This window comes from Pseudoalteromonas sp. 4NS20-0020, assembly GCF_057554385.1.
This window is the reverse complement of record NZ_BAAJMI010000005.1, coordinates 276,928-300,478: the sequence shown is the minus strand read 5'-3', so window position 1 is coordinate 300,478 and position 23,551 is coordinate 276,928. Positions and strand designations below refer to the sequence as shown.

The following is a 23,551-nucleotide window of genomic DNA, read 5'->3' as shown; positions in this document are numbered from 1 at the left end:
TATCCTCTCTATTTTTTAAAATAATTAATAGCATCTGCTACTGTAAAAAATGAACCAAATACAATTAAAATAACATTGTCTTGTTGCTTAGGTAAAATAACACTCAGTGCTCGTTCAACGCTTTCAAAGCTTTGTACCTTGTCGTGAGTAGATACGCTTTGTAGGGCTTCTTTTAAGTTATTAGCACTATCACCACGAGGGCCGCCTAAGCTAGCAAGAAACCAATCATCAACAAGATGGGCTAGCTCTTTGAGCACCGCTGCTTTATCTTTATCAGCAAGCATAGCGGCTAATGCATGAACTTTAAAGCCTTTATCTTTGTAACTTAATAACTTATTGGCTAAATAGCGAGCTGACTCTGGATTGTGAGCGACGTCTGTAAATACCAATGGCTCTGTGCTTAACTGTTCGAAGCGCCCTTCCACCACCAAGTTAGCTAAGCAATTCTTTATTACATCAACATTGGGTAATAAATTTAAAACGCTCAACACTGTTAGAGCAGTCGCTGCATTTTGCGCGGGTATTGCAGGTTTATTGAGTGTCAGGTTATGTTTTTCAAACTGCCAATTAAACGTTTTGTCGTGCTCTTTAAAAATAAAGTCAGTGCCTGATAATGTCATATTGGCACTAATCTCGTTACCGTAATCAATCATTGTATGCGGGATACTTAAGTCCCCAATGATAGCGGGGGTATCTTTGCGGAATATACCCGCTTTATCGTACGCCACCAGCTCTCGGGTATCGCCAAGGTATTCTTTATGGTCTAAATCGATGGTTGTAATAACACTTGCGTATGGCGTTACTATATTTGTTGCATCAAAACGCCCGCCTAAACCAACTTCTAATAATACATAATCTACTTCAAAGCGCTTAAAAATAGCCAGTGCTCCCAACGTACCGTACTCAAAATACGTAAGCGGTGTGCTACCCCGGCCTTGCTCTAGCGTGTTGAAGGCATCAACATGGTATTGATCATCAAGCTCTTGACCATTTATGCGAACACGTTCGTTATATCGAATTAAATGAGGAGAGGCGTAAGTACCTACGCTGTAACCTTGCGCAAGTAGTAGCGATTCTAAGCAGCGAGCGGTAGTCCCTTTGCCATTTGTGCCACCAATTAGAATTATTTTACTGGGGGTATTTAGTAAACCAATATTATTGGCAACATCTGCAACGCGCTCTAAGCCCATTGCAATGTTGGCTGGGTGAACACTTTCTAAATAAAAAAGCCAATCATCAAGGCTTGATGATTGGCTAGGAATTGTATTTGTCATAGCGTGTAATCAGTAAAGCTGAAATTTACGCTACTCTATGCTCTTGTTCGGTAGAAGGCAAGTTCATAAATTTAGCAAGCACTCGAGCTAACGTATCACGCATTTCACGGCGGTCAACAATCATGTCTATTGCACCGTGCTCTAGTAAAAACTCACTACGCTGAAAACCTTCTGGTAAGGTTTCGCGAACTGTTTGTTCTATTACTCGCGGGCCAGCAAAGCCAATTAAGGCTTTTGGTTCAGCAACGTTAATATCACCTAGCATTGCTAATGAAGCCGATACACCACCCATTGTTGGGTCGGTCATTACCGAAATAAATGGCAATCCTTTCTCGCTCATTTTAGCAAGTGCTGCACTGGTTTTGGCCATTTGCATAAGCGACATAAGTGCTTCTTGCATACGTGCACCACCTGAGGCAGAAAAGCACACTAATGGCATGTTGTGCTCTAAACATTGGTCTACGGCATCAACAAACCGTGCGCCAACAACCGAAGCCATTGAACCACCCATAAATGAGAATTCAAAAGCAACCGCAGCAACAGGAATGCCTTTTAAGCGGCCCTTCATTGCAACTAGCGCGTCTTTTTCGCCACTTGATTTTTGGGCTGCGCTAATACGGTCTGAGTATTTTTTAGAGTCTTTAAACTTTAATACATCTTTAGGCTCGTGCTCAGTACCAAGCTCCGTGCGGTCACCTTCATCTAAAAAGTGCTCTAAACGTTTACGGCCGCTCACACGCATGTGATGGTCGCATTTAGGACATACGTTTAATGATTTTTCTAGTTCAGCTTTATATAAAATTGAATCGCAAGCTGTACATTTAGCCCAAACGCCTTCTGGAATTTCTTTACGACCTGACGACTTAGTCGTTTTAGGTAAGATTTTTTCTAACCAACTCATTTGCAACTCTCTTAATGCTGTTCTGTGTCGCGAGTCTGCTAATAAGTAGCAGACAGATTTTTTCAATTAAAACATGAATTACACAAACACGGTATAAAAAACTGGTCTTAGTAGTTAGAGGAAATTAAATTTAGCGATTAATAATTCTAACTAAATATCAACATCAGGTAAAAATAATGGCCCTAGTGGGGTTTTAGGAATATTAAACTGCTCTGGGTAATCAACATCGACTAAATACAAACCAGCGGCTTTAGCTGTTGCACTGGCTTTTGCACGCTCTTTTAAATCTAATAGCTCTTTTAGCCATACAGGTTGGTGCTTGTGTAAGCCAATATCCATTAAGCAACCGGTTATATTGCGCACCATATGATGCAAAAATGCATTCGCCTTAATATCAATTACAACGTAATCACCTTGGCGCTGAACAGATAAGTGATGAATTGTACGTTTAGCGGTATTAGCTTGGCAGTGTAATGCTCTGAATGATGTAAAGTCATGCTCACCAATTAAATGCTGACACGCCTCTTGCATTACCTTTTCATCTAGCTTGTGATGGAAATGAGTAACACCCTCGTTCATAACAGCTCCACGGTATGGATAGTTATAAATAACGTAGCGATACCTTCTTGCGGTTGCACTAAAACGTGCATGAAAGTCTTCTGCAACAGGTTGAGCAAATCGAATAGCAATATCTTTAGGTAGCAAAGTGTTCATACCCATAGTAAACGCGACCATTTCACGAGATGCACTGGTTTCAAAATGAACAACTTGGCCTGTTCCATGCACTCCTGCGTCAGTTCGCCCTGCACACACAATTTCAACTGGGTGGTTACAGATACTCGACAGCGCCTTTTCTACTTCTTGTTGTACGCTATTTACGTGCGATTGACGCTGCCAACCACTATAACGTGCGCCATTATATTCAACCCCAAGTGCTACTCGCATATTTATCGTTTTACCTACTGTACTAATTAACGGCGCATTTTATGCTATCTCGCGGCGCAATAAAAGCGACCGTGATGTAATCATATAAAAACAATAAAAAACCCATAATCAGCATCACCAATTATGGGTTTATCGTATTGAAATTAACACAAATGCTATTGTTGTAATTTTGCTTGCAAACTAAGCGCTTCTTCTTGAACTTCTTCAGGCCCTTTTGCTATTACGTCTTCAATCACTTTAAGCGCGGAATCGAAGTCGTCGATTTCAATATAGGCACGTGCTAAGTCTAACTTAGCGGAGTAACCTCCACTCTCGGCATCAACGTCTGTTGGATTATCACCAGCAAGTAATGCATCAAACTCACTTAAACCTAAATCTATGTTTACGTCATTGTAAGGCTCATGCTCAAGTTCAGCATCGTCACTTTGCTCAAGTAATGAGTCAATATCTACAAAATCGTCTTCACCTAAAGGTTTTGCGTCTTCAGCTTCAGGGACTGGCTCTTTATGATTAAACACTTCTTCATCAACTAAGTCTTCTTTCAATAAAGAATCAAAGTCAACATCAAACTCGCTGCTATCTTCTATAGCAAGTTCATCGGGAGCGGCTAACTCATTGAGCAATGAATCGAAATCGGTTTCACTTAAATCAGCCATAAATTCATCATCAAGTGCTTCATCTGATACAAGGTTAGTATCACCCTGAGAGTCAACTTGAGTTAGTTCAGCTTCACGATCAACATTAGTTTGTTCATTTATTTCATCGTCCGATTCACTTATAAATGCTGGATTGTCTAGCCCAACGCTGCTATCAGGCGCTAAATAGTCCGCATCAGCGTTATTCGACTCTGAGAGTAAATCATCAAGTGTGTCATCGTTTAAGTCGTTAAGATTGTCGAGCTCACCATCTAGTTCATTAAATTCATCAATTAACAGGTCGTCATTAAAGTTAGTTCCCGCGCTGTCTATATCATCTTCAGCTGAATTTTGATTATCAGCTTCGTTGTTATCAAGCTCTGGAGTTAACGTATCGTCACTGGTTATTTCACTATTATCTTCACCTGAACCTGAGAAATCAGCACCATTATTCGGTCTATTAGGAAGTAGCTCTTCAACTTCTTCTGATGAAACCGCATCATCGTTAACTTGAGCAATTGATCCCTCAACCTCGTCATTGATTTCAAGCTCAGCATCTAGTTCATCTAGTTCATCTAGTTCATCTAGTTCATCTAGTTCATCTAGTTCATCATCAACAGTTTGCTCGATGCCTAAATCAGATGATTCAAACTCTACGCTATTAGGTAAATCAGTGCTATCAGCGTCATCATCTGAAACTGGCACCTCATCTATTTCAACAGGTAAAGGATCAAGTTCTAAATCAACACCGGTTTCTGCTAAATCGTTTTGTGAGTATTCAAGGTTTTCTTCTAAAAATTGGTTTTCATCAGTAACTTCAGGCGCTGCAACTTCAGCCTTGTCATTAGTTTCTAGCACTAATTCTGATTCATCAAACTCATTATCAATTAATGGTTCATTATCAAAGTCATCTTCTAGGCTATCTAAATCAAAATTTGATGAAAGTGCTTGCGATAGTTCTTGCTCTGTTTGGCTTGGTGATAATTCTGGTTCATGCTCAATGTCGACTTCCTGAGCAATCGCACTGCCGCCATCATCTAAATCTTGTTCAAATTCTTTAGTATCCGTTCTCTCAATGTCGTTTGGGGGCGTTTCTAAAACTTGCTCTTCAACGCCTTCGACACCCACTGAATCAAACTCTAAATCAGCGCCTAGTAATGAATCTTCGTCCGTATCCTCTGGGACTAAAACGTTGGCTTCTTCATTAATTTCAGGCTCTAAACTTGACTCGTCAAAATCGCTATCAATTAATGGCTCATCATCAAAATCATCTTCCAAGCTATCTAAATCAATATTTGATGAGAGCGCTTGCGATAGTTCTTGCTCTGTTTGACTTGGTGATAGTTCTGGCTCTATGCCTGCATCTAAAGTTTCATCAATTGTGGTATCACTAACAACTTCATCTAAATTTAATCCATCTAGCTCTTCGTCGTTATCAGTATCACCATCTGGCGTCTCTGAAACAAGCTCCTCAAAGTCTTCTGCATTGACAGAATCAAATTCTAAGTCGGCGTCTAACCCTGCTGAATCAACCTGTGAATCATCAAAGTCCTCTTGCGATAACAATGCTTCATCTGTAATTTCTGGTAGTGGTTCTTCACTTTCTGAATTAGTATCAAGTCCAGAATCTGACTGTTCAAACTCACTATCGATTAACGGCTCATCGTCAAAGTCATCTTCTAGGCTATTTAAATCAATACTTGATGAGAGCGCTTGTGATAATTCTTGCTCTGTTTGACTTGGTGATAGTTCTGAATCAAGCTCTTCATCAGCCAGCACATCGATATCATTATCCGAAAAATCTGAAACCTCTTCTGCAAACTCTTCGTCATCATCTAATTCATTATGCTCTTCTTTTGTCGCGAATTCTTCAGCATCGCCTATCGCCAATAGCTCATTGTCATCAATTATTGGGGCTTCATCAAAATCAGCAGTGGCATGGGGCTCATCATCAAGTTCCTCGTCAAAGTTACTCAAGTCTGCGCCCTTAGAAATAGAGTCAGCTAAATCTTTTTCTGTTTGACTAACAACATTTTCACCTTCATTGTTAGTAGCCTCTTGCGTTTCAGCCCCTTGATCTTCAGCTATTTCTAACTCAGGGTAATCGTCTAACTCTTCACTAGGCGTTATTGATTCTGTTTCTAGTAATTCATCCTCAAGGGATAAATCAGAGTCTGTGTCTTCTGCTAATGGATCATCACCTAGATCAACTTCAACCTCTTCAATTTCATCGTCCAGATCATCAAGTGTCCAATCAGGGCTTTCTACGTATTCTGAGTCTTCTGGTTGTTGTAATTCATTTAAGAGTTCGTCTACACTTTGCAACGCATCATCGTTATATTCATCCAGTAAATCTTCTGGATCTAAAAGCGTGTCTGATGTGTCTGTAAAATCATCGGCCCCAAAGTCTTCAAGCACTTCATTAGGCTCTAGCTCTTCTTCAAGTGCTGGCTCCTCTTCAAGCTCTGGCTCATCTTCAAGCTCTGGCTCTTCTTCAAGCTCTGGCTCTTCTGCAAGCTCTGGCTCTTCTGCAAGCTCTGGCTCTTCTTCAAGCTCTGGCTCATCTTCAAGCTCAGGCTCTTCTGCAAGCTCTGGCTCCTCTTCAAGCTCTGGCTCTTCTTCAAGCTCTGGCACTTCTTTAAGCTCGGGCTCCTCTACAAGCTCTGGCTCCTCTACAAGCTCTGGCTCATCTTCAAGCTCTGGCTCACCTTCAAGCTCAGGCTCTTCTGCAAGCTCAGGCTCTTCTTCAGACTCATTCTCCGATTCAGATTCATCAATCAAAGCTGAAGCTAAAGACTCGACATCATCAACATTTAACTCTTCTTGTGCATCAGCTAAATCATCGACAGAACCGGCCAAAGCAGTATCAATGTCATCGTTTTCTTCGACTAACGACTCTGTTAGCGTTTCATTTGTTGAATCGTCATCTGCTTCATCAATTAAGCTGTCGATGTCATCCAAATCAAAGTCATCGCTTTCTTCAACTAACGACTCTGTTAGCGTTTCATTAGCTGAATCTTCATCTGCTTCATCAATTAAGCTGTCGATATCGTCCAAATCAAAGTCATCGTTTTCTTCGACTAACTCATCAGTTTGCGTTTCATTAGCTGAATTTTCAACTGCTTCATCAATTAAGCTGTCGATATCGTCCAAATCAAAGTCATCGCTTTCTTCAACTAACGTATCCGTTGGCGTTTCATTAGCTGAATTTTCATCTGCTTCATCAATTAAGCTGTCGATATCGTCCAAATCAAAGTCATCGCTTTCTTCAACTAACGACTCTGTTTGCGCTTCATTTACGGAATCTCCATCTGCTTCATCAATTAAGCTGTCGATATCGTCCAAATCAAAGTCATCACTTTCTTCAACTAACGTATCCGTTGGCGTTTCATTATCTGAATCATCATTTGCTTCATCAATTAAGCTATCGATATCGTCCAAATCGAAGTCATCACTTTCTTCAACTAACGTATCAGTTGGCGTTTCATTAGCTGAATCATCATTTGCTTCATCAATTAAGCTGTCGATATCGTCCAAATCAAAGTCATCACTTTCTTCAACTAACGTATCCGTTGGCGTTTCATTAGCTGAATCATCATTTGCTTCATCAATTAAGCTGTCGATATCGTCTAAGTCAAAATCGTCACTTTCTTCAGAAGTTTTATCAGACGTGTCTACTGGTTCGGCACTCGTTTGATCAAGTAAATCATCTATATCAAAATCATCGGTCGCAAGCTCTTCGCTCAATGCTGCCATTTCATCGTTAGATTCTAAACTATCACTTTGTGGCTCTTTTTCTGCTGGTGAATCAAACTCAGGTAAGCTGTCATCTTCGTCAAATAGGCTATCTAAGTCATCATTACTTAAAATATCATCAGTGCCAGACGGTTCTTGGTCTAAATCTAAATCAATATCGTCCAAGCTATCATCAGCACTATCGTCAAATCCTTGTTGCGTGAAAATATCGACTTCATCGTCTTCGTCACTTTCATCATCAAAAATAATATCGTCGCTAAGAAGGCCTTCTAACTCGTCTTGATCAAGTAAGTTATCTGAATCATCAAGTTCGTCTGAGTCATCTTCTAATAAATCATCATCTGGAAGCATGTCACCTTCGAGGTGATCATCTAATTGAACGCTCAAGTCATCCAATGGGTCTGGAATGATTGGGTCATCAAGTGGATCAGTTGCTAAGTCATCCTCATTAGAATAAGTTGGAGTTTGCGGTAAAAATTCATCATCTGCTTGAGACTCTTCTTGATTGCCTTTTCTTTTGCGAAGAAACATAACAATTGCAAAGATAATCAATAATCCGGGAATGAACATTAACAGCCCAAGCACAATAGGGTTTGACAACAAGGCTAGTAAGTCAAAACTGCTTTGAGGTTCAACCTCTTTAGCTTTTTGCTGGGCAATTATTTCATTTTGTTTAAGTATTAATTCCTTTAGCTGCAGCTGTATTTCACTATCTTGCCCTAATTGTTGGCGAACATTTTCGAGCTCTTTAGAAATTCCAGTCAGCTGTTTTTTAAGGTTATTATTCTCAACTAAAATCTCTTCAACATTTGTTACTGAACTTTTAAACTGTTGCTGTAACTCAACTAATTTATTAGTTTGGTCGGTTTTGATTTCTTTTATTTCTTTTTGTAACTCTTTTTTGGCGTCGTCTACATCAACTTTACGCGCTTGTGTAACTTGTGTTTGAGCTGATGTTATTTCAGTTTGTGTAAGTGTTCCGTTTTTTTTCTTTTCCCATAACTCGTCATCTTGCTCAGAACGCTGCCTAGCTAGTTGAGTATTCACACGTCTAATTTCAGATAAAGTGGGTATTTTTAAATAGGCCCCACTTCGCATATGATTGAGGTTTTGATCTAAAAATGAGTCGGGGTTTTTGTTATACAAGGCCTGCATAACTTGATAAATACTTACAGAGTTATCTGGACGCACTTTTACGGCTATGCGCCAAAGTGTATCGGTGGGTTTAATCGGACCAATAGACCGCCCTTGAGCACCATAGTCAACGCCTTTAGGCCCCTTTAATTGGGTACTATCTTGTGTATATACAGGCGTTACTACCAGTGCAGACGCTAATATTATAAGTATAGCCAAACCGCGCATGCTGATCCTTTAATGTCTAAATGTTACAAAGCACTCTTAAATAGGTGCGTAAACATTGATTACTCTTGCCTTATCAGTCTAATGACTGACTCACATTTGTTATTACAATCTATTTTTGTTGCAAGCTCTATTCCAATTACAAACTATAAACCACTTAGGGCACAATATCCATTGCAACACATTGAAAAGAAATGCCTTAACAACACATTTTTAATATTAATTTATTGAGTATTATCAGTAACTTTATTAAATATTATAAAAAACGGCAAAAAAGTGGCACTCTATTTAAACAAAAAGCGGCAAACACATAGTGCTTACCGCTTTTAAAGAGTGCTTACATTTAAAAATGTTACATATAATTTTCTATTAATTCTTCAGCTATTTGAACGCTATTGGTTGCAGCACCTTTACGGGTATTATCACTAACAACCCACATATTTAAGCCATGAGGGTGTGAAATATCAGCGCGCAAACGGCCAACATATACAGTATCGTTGCCACTGGCATCGGAAACCGCTGTTGGATAATCACCTTCATCGTCAATTAGCTCAACGCCTGGTGCATCATTTAACAGCTGTTTAACGTGTTCGAAGTCGTATTGCATACGTGTTTCAATATTAATAGATTCAGAATGACCAAAAAACACAGGAACACGCACACACGTTGGGTTTATTGCGATTGTTGTATCACCTAATATTTTGTGCGTTTCGTTTACCATTTTCATTTCTTCGCGGGTATAGCCGTTATCTTCAAAGCTATCTATTTGCGGAATAACATTAAAGGCTATTTGCTTAGGAAATATTTCATTATCCATTGGGCGTGCATTCATCAAGTTAGCTGTTTGCTTTGCTAACTCATCAACAGCTTCTTTCCCAGCCCCTGATACCGCTTGGTAAGTTGATACATTTATTCGATCAATACCATACGCATCGTAAATTGGCTTTAGTGCCAACATCATTTGAATAGTCGAACAATTTGGGTTTGCAATAATATTACGATTTCTAAAGTCGGCAAGACTTGAGGCGTTTACTTCAGGTACGACAAGGGGGATTTCAAAATCATTTCTAAAATGCGAGGTATTATCAATAACTATACAACCTGCATCGGCTGCAATTGGGGCATATTTTTCTGAGACGCTCCCACCGGCAGAAAACAATCCAATATGCGCTTGGCTAAAATCAAAGCCCTCAACGTCTTGTACTTCAATTGTCTCACCACGAAACTTAATGTCTTCACCTGCACTGCGGCTGCTCGCAAGCAAAAATAGCTGATCAACCGGAAATTTACGATCTGCTAAAGTTTCGATAATTTGACGTCCTACTAAACCAGTAGCACCAAGTACGGCAACGTTATATTTTTGCGACATATTTTTTCCTCTTTAAACGATATTAAAACACCGTTAAATTAATAATTAGTTGGTTAGATTAAAACCAAGTTGACCTAAGGCAGCTAACTGCGAGCCATCACCATTAACGGTTAAGGTGCTAAATTCTCTTCTTACAGGATAGTTTTTACGTAAACTATCAAAACCATCCGACTCTAGATGACGAAGTAAAATCCCATCATCCCTTCTTACATCGTAAATTGTGTGCACCAAACGTGCGATGTCTTGCTCTGTAAAACTCTCAGCAATAGCCACTTGCGTTATAGCTGGTACGGGCAAAAAATCGATTAAAGATTTTGAAGCCTCAACGCCTTTAAGCTCACACAGCTTTTGGTAAAGCATTTGTGTGCCTCTGGCCTTGCCTTCAAGTGTATGGCCTGCAATATGCACACTGGCGTAGCGTACATGTGCAAGTAAGTCTGTTAAAATATTAGGTTCATTTTCCCACACATCAAGCACTAAATCTAAATCAGCCCCTGCTTCCATTAAATCGAGTAAAGCACTATTGTCAATAACATCCCCTCGGCTGGCATTAATTATCGTAGTAACCGGTTTTAAGGCGTTAAGCCTTACTTTATCCATCATGTGAAGTGTTTTATGTGGCCCTTTTTTAACAAGTGGCACATGGAAAGTTACAATATCTGATTGTGCAAGTAGCTCATCTAACTCTACATGCTCATTCAATAACCCTTGTGCATGTTTTAATGGATCGCACAAAAGCAGCTTTACATTTAATGCTTTTAACTTTTTAGCCAAACAACTGCCAATACTCCCGACCCCTACTATGCCAATAGTTTGGCCTGTTAATGGGCGGGCATTTTCTTGGCTTAATGCAAATAAACTACTAATAACGTACTCTGCAACAGCAACAGCATTACACCCTGGAGCACTTGTAAAAGCGATGTTTTTGTCTTGTAAAAGATCTGTATCAATATGATCGATACCAATAGTCGCAGTACCAACAAAGCTTAATTTATTCGCTTTTGCTAATAGCTCACTAGTAACATTGGTAACAGATCGTGTGAGTAATACTTCTACGTCTATCAGTTGGTCAGGTTTTAAGTTACGCCCATCAAACCGCTCAACCTCACCAAAATCTGAAAAGTACTGCTCAACTAAAGGCATGTTTTGATCGGCAAGAATTTTCATCACAGAGTCCATTTGGCAATTTAGGGCGCTATTGTATCGAACAACCAGACCTTTGCACAAACTAAAAAGGCCGAATCAAAAACTGATCCGGCCTTTTTAGCAAAATAAAATATAATGTTTAAATTACATTGTATTTTTACGCAAACTTCAGTTTATAACTCAAAATCTTTTTTGAATTTTAAACCAAATTCGCTGCGGTCATTACTTCTCATAACACCAACAAACCCTGATTGCTGTAAACGACCTACATCGTATACTTCATTCAGTACGTTTTCGCCATAAAGTGTTACTTCCATATCGCCATATGCGTTAGTGTAAGAAATATTAAAGCCAACTAGCTCACGCGAATCAATCGTTTCACTCTGACTATAAACTGACTGACCTTGCATTTCACTACGGTATGAATAATTAGCATTTAGTGCAACCGTTGCACCACTGTCTAAATCCATAAAGTATGATGGGGCAACCATTACAGTCCAACGAGGTGTTAATGCCGGTGAATCACCTTTACCAATACCTTGAACGCCTGCATCAACTTCAGTAATCTCTGAATCTAAGTAACCTACCGCACTTCTTATTGTGAAGTCGTCCGTAATTGCAACGGTGGTTTCAAGTTCTATACCTTGCGCTTTTGATTGGCCCGCATTTTCAACAATAGTTACAAAACCACCACCCGCTGTTGGGTCAGAAAACGGAAGTGCTAAATCAGTGTAATCAGTAACAAATACCGCTAGCATCATAGATACGTTTTCGTGTACTTGGCCTTTTAAACCCATTTCGTAGTTAACGGCTTTAGTTTCGTCGAACGATACAAACTGATCAGGTCCACCAAATGGACGTGGTGGGAAGCCACCAGTTTGATAACCTTTTTGAATTTGACCATAAACGTTCATGTTGTTACTGATTTGGTAAGATGCATTAATATCCCACGTCACAGCGTCAAACTCTGCACTTACGTATTTACGTTCAGCAAATGTAGGGAAAATCGCATCGGCATCTTTCTCATCTTTTGAGTATCGAAGGCCACCACCAATACTTAAATCATCTGTTAAATCGTAATTTGTATTAAAATATACAGCGTATGAGTTTGTTTCTTGGTTTATTTCAAAGTCACCATAGCCACCAAATGAAGGTGTAACACCATCGTTTAATAAACCATTAGGTGTGTTGAATGGGCTAAATACAAATGGACCAGAACGAGTGAAACCGTCTTCATTAAAAAAGTAAAGGCCTGATACAAAGTCCATATTGTCGTAAGTCGCATTTAGTTGAATTTCAAACGAGTACTGATCTGCGCCCCCCTCTTCTGGGAACTCAGATAAGTTAAGAGGTGACGCATCATCATCAAGTCCACCTTCGTATTCAGAAGTACGGTAACTTGAAATAAATTTAGCCGTGTACGTATCATCGATTGCCCAATCAGCAGTAAATGACGTACCCCACCCTGAGTAAGACGTTGATTCAATACCAGCAACGGTAGTACCTAGATCATCAGGGTCTGATGGGATCATGTCCTGTGTTAATAAAGGAAAGTCACCATTAAATACATCATTTGCATCAAGCGGCTCAGTTAACTCAATAGTGTAAGGAGATTGACCCGACTCGTTATCAACACCATCAAGTGAAAAAGTAAACGCTAAATCGCTATTAGCCTGCCATTTAAGGGCAACACGACCACTAAATTCTTCTTCCTCACCAATTTCTTTTTCAGGGTTCGCTAGGTTTACTGCTTCGCCAACGCCGTCACGCGTTTTATATGACGCACTTGCTGACATACTTAACTCATCGTTTAGTGAGTTATTAAAATAAACATCGCCTGCAATACGGCCACGGCTACCTAACTTTGCAGACGTTGTTAAAATACCTTCATCGCCCGGCTGTTTTGTAATAACGTTTACTGCGCCACCTAACGTGTTACGGCCATATAAGGTACCCTGTGGGCCGCGCAGTACTTCAACACGCTCAACATTTGGTAATGATAAGTTAGACCCCATTTGACGACCTAAGTAAACCCCATCAAGGTATACACCCACACCTGGGTCAGTAGTAATAATGTGATCTTGTAAGCCAATACCACGGATAAATACAGAAGCATGGGCTGCATTGCCTACACCGTAACGTGTGATATTTAGATTAGGGACGTATTTACCTATATCTTCAAGGTTACTCATATTGGCTTTATCAATTAAGTTAGCACCAATTGATGTGATAGCGGTTGGAGATTCAAACAAGCTCTCTGTACGTTTACGAGCTGTAACTTCAATTTTTTCAAACGCATCTTGCTTTGCTGTTGTTTTGGTTTCTTCAGCGTTTACTGAGGTAGTCAGGGCAGCAACTATTGCTAGGCTTAACTGTGAGAGTTTGCGTAGTTTCAAAATATTCTCCAAAGGATACCGTAAATTATTTATTATGCATTTACTGGTGCAACCAGTAAGTTTTGGGCATAAAAAAAGATGCGTGGTAGCATCTTTCCTCTGGAAGGGCATTATATTACACAATTGTGAATTTATGTATTTATTTTTTGATAAAAGTAAAAACGTACCTAATGGAGGAAAAGCTAACACGTTGCAGCTATACTTGCCTCTTATGCAATTACGGCATAAAACCTCACGCTGTAAATATATGTTATGAAATTAAATTGGTTGTAACTTATTTTGATATTTTACTTAAAATCATTAACCTACATTAAAAATTTCAGGTATATACCGCAAAAAACAATAACAAAGTATTAAGTTTATTAATTTTTATTACTAACTTGCTAAATTGATTAGATATAGCTCTATTTCACTTCTATAATACGCTTGAATCAACATCTAATTAACTAATAGGAAATACATATGAAAAAGCTATCTGTAGCAGTAGCATTATGTGCGGCTTTAGCAACAAACTATGCTAGCGCCGAAGTTCGAATCAATGGCTTTGCATCAATTGTCGGTGGAAAGAGCCTTGATAGTGACAGCACCTTATATGGATATGATGATGACATTTCATTTAAAAACGAAAGTGTCTTTGCATTACAGCTATCAGCTGACCTAATGGAGAAACTAACGGCCACAGCTCAAATTGTTGCCCGTGGTGAAAATGATTTCGACGCAGAATTTGAATGGGCTTACGTAACTTATGAACTAAGCGACGAATTACAAATTAGCGCGGGTAAAATGCGAGCTCCATTTTTCCGCTATTCAGACTTTTTGGATGTTGGTTACGCTTATCGTTGGGTACGCCCACCTCAGTCAGTTTATGGTATTCCTTTTTCTACATATGAAGGTTTAAGCTTATTGCACAATACACAGCTTGGCGATTGGGATTCAACGGTGCAGCTAATGTACGGAAGCTATGACGGCGAATTAGATGCAATTACTGAAAAAACTCAAGGCGAACTTAACGATTTTGCTGGCATTAACTGGACACTTGCATATGACTGGTTCAGTGTACGTGCTGCATACTTGGTTGCAGAAACATCATTTGCACTTGACGGAACAGACCCTAGCGGCGCTGCGTTAAATGGCTTAGAAGCAGCACTTCGTGCAAACAGCTTAAACACGTTAGCTGACGATATTGCAATTGACGAAGATGACAGTTACTTCCTAGGCTTTGGCTTCTCAATTGATTATGATAATTTCTTATTAGACGCTGAATATACACAGTTTGAAGTAGAAAACAGCATTTTAACTGAGCAAACACAATACTATGCATCTGTAGGTTATCGCTTGGATGACGTTATAGTTCATTTTACGTATGAAGATAATGACGATAAACATGATGCATCTCGCTTCGATCCAATTGCAACAGTGCCAAGTCTGAATGCTGCTATAAACGGTGCATTGACAGGTGTTCAAGCGCAAAGCAATGTATACACTATCGGCGCGCGTTATGACTTCCACCCTTCTGCAGCATTTAAAATTGACTTTAGCCGCTTTGAAGACGATGTAACCGATACAGAAACTGATGTTGTTGCTGTTGGCGTTGATCTTGTATTTTAATTGGAGCAAATAATGAAAAAATTAATTTTAGCTAGTGCACTTTCATTGTGCTCAATTAATGCTTTTGCAGAAGTTGCAGTAATAGTTAACGCTGGTAACGCAAATGCTTTAGATGCAGATACAATTAAAAAGATATACCTTGGTAAAGCCAAGTCATTTGGTGATGGTACTAAGGTAAATCCAGTAAACCAAGATGGTACCGCTGCTGCAGATGAGTTTAACGATAAAGTTGTAGGTAAATCTGGCAGCCAGCTTAATGCTTACTGGTCTAAACTTGTATTTACAGGTAAAGGGACACCTCCAGAGAAATTAGGCTCAGATCAAGCTGTAATAGATTTTGTAGCAGCTAATGCTGATGCTATAGGTTATGTAGATAGCGCAAAAGTTAGTGACAATGTAAAAGTGGTTGCGACCTTTTAGCCGGTTAGCCCGTAAATTAAAAAAACCACCAAATGGTGGTTTTTTTGTACCTGTAAAAAGTTATGTCTGTTGGCTTAACAAGTTCATCTCGTGTCCAATCTTGCGTTCTAAGTTGTTCTATTGTTGCAGGCTGATGAGACATACCTAGCTAGCCTTCAAAACAACAAAGCCTCCAAAAGGAGGCTTTAATAGAGACTTTAGCTGTTCAGGTTAATTATTCAATTCTGAATTTGGCTGTAGCGTCTAATAAGTTATCTGATAAGTAATGTAGGTTTTTAGCTACATCTCTTACAGCCAGTAATGAGTCCATGGTATCTTCAAAAGAAACGTGCATATTAGATACATTTTCTACAACCATGGCTGCAACCGATGTTTGCTCTTCAGTTGCTGCTGCTATTTGTGAGTTCATGCCATTTATTTCTAGCATTTGCTCAGCAATTTTCTCAATTGATATTCCTGTTTTTTCAGCCGCTGTTGCATTATCTGTTGCCATATCTCGAGCTGAAGTCATCGCAGTAACCGAATCATTTGCAGCGGTCGTCAAAGCACCTAACAATTCGCGTATTTCATTCGTTGAATGGGCGGTTCGTGAAGCAAGTTCTCGTACTTCATCAGCTACTACCGCAAACCCACGGCCATGTTCACCAGCACGCGCAGCCTCAATAGCCGCATTAAGCGCAAGTAAGTTGGTTTGATCGGCAATTGAAGTAATTACATTCAATATTTGTGATACGTTTTTTGTATCGTCCGCAAGTTTATTAATTGTTGTTGCTGCTTGGTTAATTTCATCACTTAGCGTACGAGATGCATTGACAGACATTTGTACCTGGGTACGGCTTTGCTCTACTTCTTTTTCTGCTGTTTCAGCCGCATGTGATGCATTTGCTGCAGATTGAGAAATATCACCAACACTTTGCTTCATCTCTTCCATTGATTGCTTAACAATTTCAGCATCTGTTGTTTGTTTTGTTGTTGCGCGTTCAGCCTGCTCCATACCCTGTACTAAACGGGTAGAGTTTTCCATCAATGGCTCACATACAGCAATTACTTCAAGTACGGTTTCTTTTAACAGCGCAATAAAAGCATTAAAGTTAATAGAAACTTGACCAATTTCATCTTTAGAATTCACGGTTAATTGAGTACTTAAAGAGCCTTTTCCATTTGCTAATAAGCTTAAATTATTTGCAGCATCGCTTGCTGATGAGCCAATGTTTTTCGCAATCCAAATCGCCATAAATAAAAGCAATAATAAAGATACAATAGATACAACAAGCATTAAAGTAAGGGCATTATCTGAGCGCGTATTAGTGCTTTCAACTAATTCAAAAAAACGGTTATCTGCCTTTTGTTGGGCTGCCTTAAAGCTCTCTAAAACAGAACCATAAAGACTTGTTTTTAACTGGGCTTGTTGCTGAATTTTACTAAAATCGGCCGTGCCATTTACCATACCATTGGCAATTGTTGCTGATATCTTTTCGTAGTCGGCTAATTCTTTCGCTACATCATTGCTAATGTAGCCATTACTCATTTGCTTAATTAAATTTATATTTGATTCAATCGTTTTGTAAGTGTCATCAGCTTTAGTTATTAAGTCTTGTTCGCCAAATGTAACTGCTTGGGTGTAAAGCTCATCTAGTTTTTCTAAAAGCCCTACGTTCGCTGATGTTAACTTTACAACCTTATATGAAGAGTTGCCCATTTCATCTAAAGAAGCTCTATTATCATCTATGGCAAGAAAATTAATTAATACCATAATTATAAAAGCAACAACTGCAATACATGTTATTGCATGTATTTTTTTAGTTATGCTTAGGTTTTGAAAAGAGAAGCCTGAAGCCATACTATTTACCTTTTTGAGTTATCTAAATATATTATCGGCTCAATACTGATAAGTGTGAGTTAAATTTGTAAAATTTCTAGTTTTTTTTTCATTTTAATCATTAATTAAGCTAAAAACTGAAATTAACATAAGTAAATTGACTTTATTGGGTACACGATGTGTTTCCTGTTAAAAATATCACCAAAGAATCTAAATTATTGTTATAACCAAACGTTTTAAGTGCAAAAAACAACCAAAGCAAATTTTAGGTATAAAAAAACCAGTAACATAATTGCTACTGGTTTTAAATTTGGTGCGGATGGGGGGACTTGAACCCCCACGCCCTAAAGCACTACCCCCTCAAGGTAGCGTGTCTACCAATTCCACCACATCCGCATTTTAAATTTTTGTTCGCTTGTTTTATCTGTTTGAGGTTAACAAATAGCTGAACAGTAAACTGTATTAGTTTGGTACGTCTGAGTTACTTTCTTTATTAGAAGTAACTGGAACATCTTCTTCAACCGGCACCACTGTTTCTATAGCAGGTGCTGCTTCTAGATTTTCCCATTCATCAGTCTGTTTAATCTGACCGGCTGTTAAGTTACCTAGAACAATACTCAACACAAAAAAGACTGTAGCTAGGCTTGTTGTTGTCTTTGTCATAAAGTTACCAGCACCTGAAGAACCAAACACAGTTCCAGAAGCGCCTGCACCAAATGAAGAACCCATATCAGCACCTTTACCTTGTTGGATTAAAACCATACCAACTAGAGCTAAAGCTACAACTAAATAAACTACTAATAAAATTTCGTACATCTTATACGGTCCCTTTTGCACTGTTACAGATCGCAACAAAAGATGCTGCTTTTAGACTAGCGCCCCCAATAAGGCCACCATCAATATCTGGTTGTGCAAATAATAATTCGCTATTTTTTTCGTTAACGCTTCCACCATATAAGATGGTAAGCCCTTGTGCTAAATCACTGTCTAAAGACGCAATTTTGTCACGGATAAATTTGTGAACAGCTTGTGCCTGTTCTGGCGATGCAGTCTTACCTGTGCCTATGGCCCAAACGGGCTCGTATGCTATCACAGAATCTTTCAGCGCTGCTACACCTAATTTTTTAATTACCGCATCTATTTGAGCAGCAACTACATGTTCTGTTTGTCCACTTTCTTGCTCTGCTTCACTCTCGCCAACACAAAGAACGGGTATTAAACCAGCCGATTGAGCTCTAGCAAATTTATCAGCAATAACATCGCTGCTTTCGTTATAAATACTACGACGTTCTGAATGGCCAACTAGCGCATAATTTACGCCAAGGTCTTTCAGTAGTTGTGCATCAACTTCACCAGTAAAAGCGCCTGGCGTGTTTTCAGATACAGTTTGAGCACCTGTTATGACACCGCTTGCAATCATTGCTGAAACAAGTGGGAATGGAGGAAATAAAATAACATCTATTTCTGGTGATTTAATACTATTTATAGCATCCGACATGTCTTTGACTAGCTCTATTGAGCCATTCATTTTCCAATTGCCAGCGACCATTGCCTTACGTATTGCCATTTTCCACTCCACATTAGAAAGCGGGCGAGATATTAACTTTTCTCGCCCAAAGTTACAAGAGGTTATTGTTATCAATCAGGTTGTTTGCTCATAGATTCGACAATCTCTGCAATCTTACGTGCACTGTCTAATACTATTTTTTCTTGCTCTGCTTCAACCATAACACGAACGACAGGTTCAGTGCCTGATTTACGGAGTAAAACGCGGCCTTTATTGCCTAAGTTTTGTTCCACTTCTTCGACTGCCGCAAGGACTTTTGGCGCCGTTGTAGGATCGGTACCCAGTGTATAACGCACGTTAATCATTTTCATTGGGTATTTTGTAAACCCGGCGCCTAAATCTTGAAGCGTTCTATTTTGTGCAACCATAGCAGCCAGCACTTGCAAGCTTGATATAATACCATCACCCGTTGAAATTAAGTCTAGATTGAGTACATGGCCTGAACTCTCTCCACCAATTTTCCACCCTTTTTGCTGAAGTAATTCCATTACATAGCGATCGCCAACTTTGCTTCTAGCAAACTCAATGCCTTTTGCTTTTAGTGCATTTTCAAGACCCATATTTGACATAACAGTACCAACAACACCGCCACCTAAAATATGATCGTTCGCTGCCTGACAAGCAATTATATAAACTAAGTCGTCACCATCAAATACACGGCCATTATGGTCAACCATCATTACACGGTCGCCGTCACCATCATAAGCTATACCTACATCGGCTTTATGTTCAAGTACTTTGCGTTTTAACGTGTCTACATGAGTTGCACCGCATTCATGGTTTATATTTACACCATTTGGCTCACATGCATGCGTAATTACATCAGCGCCGAGCTCACGCATAACTGATGGGGCAATATGATATGTTGCGCCGTTAGCGCAATCTACAACCACTTTTAATCCCTCTAAAGACAACCCTTGTGGAAATTGACTCTTACAAAACTCAATATAACGTCCGTCTGCGCTTGCCAAGCGTGTTGCTTTACCTAACTTATCTGAGGCCACACAGGTCATTTGCTCATCAAGCATTGCCTCTATTTCAAGCTCTACAGCATCATCAAGTTTTAAACCTTGACCATTAAAAAATTTGATACCGTTGTCGTAATATGGATTATGTGATGCGCTTATTACAATACCAGCTTCAGCCCTAAATGTTTGTGCTAAATAAGCAACGGCCGGCGTAGGCATTGGGCCAAGCAGAACAACATCAATACCGGCGGCTATTAAACCTGCTTCAAGGGCTGTTTCAAGCATGTAACCAGAAATACGCGTGTCTTTACCAATAATAACTTTTTTTGTTCCACCTTTTGATAGCACACGTCCTGCAGCCCAACCCAGCTTCATTGCAAACTCAGGGTTGATTGGCGCTGTTCCCACTAAACCACGTACGCCATCTGTGCCAAAATACTTTCTTTGTTTCATTCTATTATTCCTTTTATACACGCTTGGTAAACACCAAGTACATCTGCAGTTTCTTTTACGTCGTGAACACGTATTATTTTTGCACCATTTTGTGCGGCAATAAGTGCGCCAGCTAAACTGCCGGCCATTCGTTCGCTTGTGTCTCTGTTTAACAGGTTACCAATCATCGACTTGCGAGAAAGCCCTGCTAATAATGGCAAGCCTAATTTATTAAAATCATTAAACTTGGTCAAAACTTCGTAGTTATGGCTTAATGTTTTTCCAAATCCAAAGCCTGGGTCAAGAATAAGCTGCTGAGTTTTTATTCCCATCGCCTCACAGGCACTAACGCGACGTTTAAAAAATTCATTAATATCGCCCATTAAATCACTGTATTCTGGAGATATTTGCATACTCCGGGGCTGACCCTGCATGTGCATTAAGCAAATTGCGATATTTTCAAATTGTGAAACAACATTCAGTGCGTCAGGCTCTTGTAATGCGCGAACATCATTTACCATATCTGCACCAGCTAAAATAGCGTGTCTCATCACCTCAGCTTTACTCGTATCGACAGAAATAACACAATCACTCTGAGCACGTATAGCTCTTATTATTGGAACCACTCGTTCAAGCTCATCATCAAGGCTAACTGCCTGAGCACCAGGTCGAGTAGACTCACCGCCAATATCTATTATTTTTGCGCCATCAGTTAATAGCTGTAATGCACGCTGCACAGCGATGCTGGGCTCTATAAATTTACCACCATCTGAAAATGAATCTGGGGTTACATTTAATATACCCATAATCACAGGCTCAATTAAATTTAGTTCTCGACCATTTGGTAAATTAATAATGTTGTTCATAATGAGCCTTGTTTGCTTTTCAGAATTCAAACAAATCTAACTAAAAATTAGAGCGAAATTGAAACCGATACAAAAAAGCCCCGAAGTACGGGGCTTTTTGAGTATTTTAACGATTATTCAGCTTTGTCATCAACATTTGTTTCATCTTTTTTAGATGATTCTGTTGTTGATTGGCTTTCATCACTAACAGATTCCTTTACAGAGTCTGTTTGTGGTGCTTTTGGCTCATGACGGTCATGAGCATCGCGTGGCTCTCGCACTGGCTGGCGCGCCATTAAGTCGTCAATTTGCTTAGCGTCAATCGTTTCATATTTCATTAACGCGTCTTTCATTGAATGAAGAATATCAATATTCTCTTTCAATATTTTTTCGGCACGTTCATAGTTTCTATCTGAAAACAAACGAACCTCTGCATCAATTACTTTAGCTGTATCATCCGACATGTTAGATGCACGACTACCGCCACCACCCATGTACATTTCGTTTTGATCTTCGGCGTAAAGTAGTGGTCCAAGTTTTTCACTTAACCCCCAATGTGTGACCATTTTACGTGCTATGTCTGTTGCACGTTCAATATCGTTACTCGCACCGGTAGTCACTTTGTCTGCACCGTAAATAAGTGCTTCAGCGATTCGGCCACCATAAAGGCTAGAAATCATTGATTCTAATAGCTCTTTAGAATGGCTAACACGATCTTGCTCTGGTAAATACATAGTCACACCTAGCGCACGGCCACGTGGAATGATAGATACCTTATAAACAGGGTCATGCTCTGGCACCATGCGTCCAACAATTGCATGGCCGGCTTCGTGGTATGCCGTCATTTCTTTCTCTTGCTCGCTCATCACCATGGTCTTGCGCTCTGCGCCCATCATGATTTTGTCTTTAGCAGCATCAAACTCAGCCATGTTTACAACACGTTTGTTACCTCGTGCGGCGTAAAGTGCGGCTTCGTTGACTAAGTTAGCTAAATCAGCACCCGAAAAACCGGGTGTACCGCGAGCAATAACAGCTGCATCAACGTTGTCACCTAATGGTACTTTACGCATGTGCACTTTAATAATCTGTTCACGACCGCGTATATCAGGTAAGCCAACTTCTACTTGACGGTCAAAACGACCTGGGCGAAGTAATGCAGGGTCTAATACGTCTGGGCGGTTAGTCGCAGCAATAACGATTATGCCTTCATTACCACCAAAACCATCCATTTCTACCAGCATTTGGTTTAATGTTTGTTCGCGCTCATCGTTACCGCCGCCCATACCTGCGCCACGTTTACGACCTACTGCATCAATTTCATCGATGAAGATAATACAAGGCGCTGCTTTTTTGGCTTGTTCAAACATGTCACGCACGCGCGATGCGCCTACACCAACAAACATTTCAACAAAGTCAGAACCCGAAATTGTGAAAAAGGGTACTTTTGCTTCGCCGGCAACAGCCTTAGCAAGCAACGTTTTACCTGTACCTGGCGGTCCAACCATAAGTACACCCTTAGGTATACTACCACCTAATTTTTGGAATTTAGACGGGTCGCGCAGGAAGTCCACCAATTCGGTAACGTCTTCTTTTGCTTCATCACAACCAGCAACATCGGCGAACGTAGTTTTGATTTGGTCTTCGCTCATTAAACGTGCTTTGCTCTTGCCGAATGACATAGCGCCTTTGCCGCCACCGCCTTGCATTTGACGCATGAAGAAAATCCATACACCAATAAGCAGTATCATCGGGAACCAAGAAATAAATATGCTTGCTAAAAATGATTGTTCTTCAGGCTTTACACCTTTCACGTTTACATCACTTTTAAGTAAGTCATTTAAAATGTCTTTGTCGTAGATTGGCATAATGGTTTGAAAGCGCTCACCATTATTTTTAGTACCTGTGATTGTTCCACTGGTGCTCTCGATTGCCACTTCTTGTATTGAGCCATTTCGGGCATCTTTTACAAACTGACTGTAACTTGTTTGACGGTCGATTTGCTCGCCACCATTAAAGCTCTGAAAGACTGACATAAGCACAACTGCAATGACCAGCCATAGTATTAAATTTTTCGCCATATCGCTCAAGGGGTTAACCTCTTGTATCCAATT

General features: G+C 39.8%; 16 protein-coding genes and 1 tRNA gene. 2 read left to right on the top strand and 15 right to left on the bottom strand.

Annotated elements, in window-relative coordinates; translation table 11 throughout:
- Positions 1-8 precede the first annotated feature (8 nt).
- From folC to AC27JL_RS14530, 7 genes are all read right to left on the bottom strand, one after another.
- Complete coding sequence (gene folC / locus AC27JL_RS14560; protein WP_276755972.1) at positions 9-1,274, bottom strand: bifunctional tetrahydrofolate synthase/dihydrofolate synthase; 1,266 nt, start codon at positions 1,272-1,274, stop codon at positions 9-11.
- A 25-nt stretch (positions 1,275-1,299) separates the two neighbouring features.
- Positions 1,300-2,175 carry an acetyl-CoA carboxylase, carboxyltransferase subunit beta gene (gene accD, locus AC27JL_RS14555; protein WP_008128641.1) on the bottom strand — a complete coding sequence of 292 codons (876 nt, stop codon included), beginning with the start codon at positions 2,173-2,175 and terminating at the stop codon, positions 1,300-1,302.
- 150 nt (positions 2,176-2,325) lie between these two features.
- Positions 2,326-3,120, bottom strand: a complete 795-nt coding sequence (truA, locus tag AC27JL_RS14550; protein ID WP_487195919.1) for a tRNA pseudouridine(38-40) synthase TruA — start codon at positions 3,118-3,120, stop codon at positions 2,326-2,328.
- Between the two features lie 155 nt (positions 3,121-3,275).
- Positions 3,276-8,873, bottom strand: a complete 5,598-nt coding sequence (locus AC27JL_RS14545) for a FimV/HubP family polar landmark protein (protein WP_487195918.1) — start codon at positions 8,871-8,873, stop codon at positions 3,276-3,278.
- Between the two features lie 349 nt (positions 8,874-9,222).
- Positions 9,223-10,239, bottom strand: coding sequence for an aspartate-semialdehyde dehydrogenase (locus tag AC27JL_RS14540; protein ID WP_006793896.1), 1,017 nt, complete (start codon positions 10,237-10,239; stop codon positions 9,223-9,225).
- A gap of 45 nt (positions 10,240-10,284) precedes the next feature.
- Entirely contained in the window at positions 10,285-11,406 is a 1,122-nt protein-coding gene (locus AC27JL_RS14535) for a 4-phosphoerythronate dehydrogenase (RefSeq protein WP_487195917.1), read from the bottom strand.
- Between the two features lie 152 nt (positions 11,407-11,558).
- Positions 11,559-13,781 (bottom strand): TonB-dependent receptor, encoded by a 2,223-nt coding sequence (locus tag AC27JL_RS14530; RefSeq protein ID WP_487195916.1) that lies wholly within the window; start codon positions 13,779-13,781, stop codon positions 11,559-11,561.
- Between the two features lie 462 nt (positions 13,782-14,243).
- Between AC27JL_RS14530 and AC27JL_RS14525 the strand changes: the two genes are divergently transcribed.
- Together AC27JL_RS14525 and AC27JL_RS14520 are read left to right on the top strand one after the other, a co-directional pair.
- Positions 14,244-15,389 (top strand): porin, encoded by a 1,146-nt coding sequence (locus tag AC27JL_RS14525; RefSeq protein WP_487195915.1) that lies wholly within the window; start codon positions 14,244-14,246, stop codon positions 15,387-15,389.
- Positions 15,390-15,401: 12 nt separating this feature from the next.
- Positions 15,402-15,809: a type 2 periplasmic-binding domain-containing protein gene (locus AC27JL_RS14520; RefSeq protein WP_008130121.1), complete on the top strand. Its 408-nt coding sequence runs from the start codon at positions 15,402-15,404 to the stop codon at positions 15,807-15,809.
- Between the two features lie 16 nt (positions 15,810-15,825).
- Here the strand turns inward: AC27JL_RS14520 and AC27JL_RS14515 are convergent, their stop codons facing one another.
- The 8 genes from AC27JL_RS14515 to ftsH all read right to left on the bottom strand — a co-directional run bounded on the left by AC27JL_RS14515 (position 15,826) and on the right by ftsH (position 23,518).
- Positions 15,826-15,951: a hypothetical protein gene (locus AC27JL_RS14515; RefSeq protein WP_277053435.1), complete on the bottom strand. Its 126-nt coding sequence runs from the start codon at positions 15,949-15,951 to the stop codon at positions 15,826-15,828.
- A gap of 72 nt (positions 15,952-16,023) precedes the next feature.
- Entirely contained in the window at positions 16,024-17,649 is a 1,626-nt protein-coding gene (locus AC27JL_RS14510) for a methyl-accepting chemotaxis protein (RefSeq protein ID WP_487195914.1), read from the bottom strand.
- Positions 17,650-17,939: 290 nt separating this feature from the next.
- Positions 17,940-18,024 (bottom strand) — tRNA-Leu (locus AC27JL_RS14505).
- A gap of 66 nt (positions 18,025-18,090) precedes the next feature.
- Entirely contained in the window at positions 18,091-18,444 is a 354-nt protein-coding gene (gene secG / locus AC27JL_RS14500; RefSeq protein ID WP_006793902.1) for a preprotein translocase subunit SecG, read from the bottom strand.
- Position 18,445: 1 nt separating this feature from the next.
- The gene (gene tpiA / locus AC27JL_RS14495; RefSeq protein WP_305401559.1) at positions 18,446-19,195 is read right to left on the bottom strand and encodes a triose-phosphate isomerase; all 750 of its coding nucleotides are present in this window, start codon (positions 19,193-19,195) and stop codon (positions 18,446-18,448) included.
- Between the two features lie 71 nt (positions 19,196-19,266).
- The gene (gene glmM / locus AC27JL_RS14490; protein ID WP_487195913.1) at positions 19,267-20,616 is read right to left on the bottom strand and encodes a phosphoglucosamine mutase; all 1,350 of its coding nucleotides are present in this window, start codon (positions 20,614-20,616) and stop codon (positions 19,267-19,269) included.
- Positions 20,613-21,461, bottom strand: a complete 849-nt coding sequence (folP, locus tag AC27JL_RS14485; RefSeq protein WP_487195912.1) for a dihydropteroate synthase — start codon at positions 21,459-21,461, stop codon at positions 20,613-20,615. Before folP ends, glmM begins: the two co-directional genes overlap by 4 nt.
- A gap of 113 nt (positions 21,462-21,574) precedes the next feature.
- Positions 21,575-23,518: an ATP-dependent zinc metalloprotease FtsH gene (gene ftsH, locus AC27JL_RS14480; RefSeq protein WP_033019700.1), complete on the bottom strand. Its 1,944-nt coding sequence runs from the start codon at positions 23,516-23,518 to the stop codon at positions 21,575-21,577.
- Positions 23,519-23,551: the final 33 nt, after the last annotated feature.

What these genes read in the sequence shown, in the direction of transcription:
- AC27JL_RS14515 (WP_277053435.1), bottom strand. Translation starts at nt 15,951, where the DNA reads ATGTCTCATCAGCCTGCAACAATAGAACAACTTAGAACGCAAGATTGG.
- AC27JL_RS14545 (WP_487195918.1), bottom strand. Translation starts at nt 8,873, where the DNA reads ATGCGCGGTTTGGCTATACTTATAATATTAGCGTCTGCACTGGTAGTA.
- AC27JL_RS14510 (WP_487195914.1), bottom strand. Translation starts at nt 17,649, where the DNA reads ATGGCTTCAGGCTTCTCTTTTCAAAACCTAAGCATAACTAAAAAAATA.
- AC27JL_RS14525 (WP_487195915.1), top strand. Translation starts at nt 14,244, where the DNA reads ATGAAAAAGCTATCTGTAGCAGTAGCATTATGTGCGGCTTTAGCAACA.
- secG (WP_006793902.1), bottom strand. Translation starts at nt 18,444, where the DNA reads ATGTACGAAATTTTATTAGTAGTTTATTTAGTTGTAGCTTTAGCTCTA.
- AC27JL_RS14535 (WP_487195917.1), bottom strand. Translation starts at nt 11,406, where the DNA reads ATGAAAATTCTTGCCGATCAAAACATGCCTTTAGTTGAGCAGTACTTT.
- AC27JL_RS14540 (WP_006793896.1), bottom strand. Translation starts at nt 10,239, where the DNA reads ATGTCGCAAAAATATAACGTTGCCGTACTTGGTGCTACTGGTTTAGTA.
- folP (WP_487195912.1), bottom strand. Translation starts at nt 21,461, where the DNA reads ATGAACAACATTATTAATTTACCAAATGGTCGAGAACTAAATTTAATT.
- AC27JL_RS14520 (WP_008130121.1), top strand. Translation starts at nt 15,402, where the DNA reads ATGAAAAAATTAATTTTAGCTAGTGCACTTTCATTGTGCTCAATTAAT.
- accD (WP_008128641.1), bottom strand. Translation starts at nt 2,175, where the DNA reads ATGAGTTGGTTAGAAAAAATCTTACCTAAAACGACTAAGTCGTCAGGT.
- tpiA (WP_305401559.1), bottom strand. Translation starts at nt 19,195, where the DNA reads ATGGCAATACGTAAGGCAATGGTCGCTGGCAATTGGAAAATGAATGGC.
- ftsH (WP_033019700.1), bottom strand. Translation starts at nt 23,518, where the DNA reads ATGGCGAAAAATTTAATACTATGGCTGGTCATTGCAGTTGTGCTTATG.
- folC (WP_276755972.1), bottom strand. Translation starts at nt 1,274, where the DNA reads ATGACAAATACAATTCCTAGCCAATCATCAAGCCTTGATGATTGGCTT.
- glmM (WP_487195913.1), bottom strand. Translation starts at nt 20,616, where the DNA reads ATGAAACAAAGAAAGTATTTTGGCACAGATGGCGTACGTGGTTTAGTG.
- truA (WP_487195919.1), bottom strand. Translation starts at nt 3,120, where the DNA reads ATGCGAGTAGCACTTGGGGTTGAATATAATGGCGCACGTTATAGTGGT.